The organism is Thiolapillus sp. (genome assembly GCF_048562965.1).
Taxonomy (GTDB): domain Bacteria; phylum Pseudomonadota; class Gammaproteobacteria; order Chromatiales; family Chromatiaceae; genus Thiolapillus; species Thiolapillus brandeum_A.
Window position 1 is genome coordinate 1 of record NZ_JBHNMF010001169.1, and the last position, 813, is coordinate 813.

Annotated in this window: 1 protein-coding gene; it reads left to right on the forward strand. The window is 56.0% G+C overall.

Annotation, left to right across the window (positions count from 1 at the left end):
- Nucleotides 1-86: 86 nt before the first annotated feature.
- A partial coding sequence (locus ACOCD2_RS23075) for a DUF2800 domain-containing protein (RefSeq protein ID WP_419626221.1) occupies nucleotides 87-813 on the forward strand: 727 nt, incomplete at its 3' end.

Genomic DNA, 813 nt, shown 5'->3' on the forward strand with positions numbered 1-813 from the left:
GCGTTTGCCGGGTTCGCGGGTGTCATTGACTGGTACATCACAAACCCGGATCAGCCGCACAGTGCGGTAGCGGTAGGAGGTGTAGCATGACAGAGCACGCGGATATTTCACCCAGCCGGGCTGATGTTTGGGCTAACTGCCCGGTTGCTTATCATACGTGGGTAAAGGGTCATAGTGATCCGGAAAACCCGGCTATGCGTCTGGGTACGGAGCTGCACGCTATCCTGGAAGAACTGATTCGCCTGGGTTCTTATGAACCTGTGCAGGATGGCGATGTGATTTTCACAGGTATTGGGATGCTGGCGATCCCCCCGGGTTACGGTGAGCACATGTCCCACGCGCTGGCGTCTTTCAGGCCCCTGGCTGAAGAGGCGACAGAAATCTACTGTGAACAGCGCGTGGATATGCAGCGGTATGTACCAGAGGACGTTAAAGATACGTTTTTTGGCACTGCGGATCTGGTAACGCATACGATTACAGATGGCGTGCTGACCGAGCTTGGGGTCTTTGACTACAAATCCGGCAAGCGCTGGGTGTCGCCCGCATCTAAGCAAATCGTTTGCTACGTACTGGGCGCGCTTACCGCGCGGGGCTTCATATCGCATAGTGAGGGGACCGGGCAGGTGTACTGCATCGACCCGGCGCATGAGGGTGTATTGGTCCGTATGGGCATCCTTCAGCCGGCGGGCTGCAAGCCGGGTGAATCCGCAATCAAAATGCAGACATTCACTCTGGCAGATTTCATCAGGAAATTCGCCCAGCCGCTGGTTGACAGTATCGAGACTATGCTGGGGGATGTGTCGATGGAAAAGC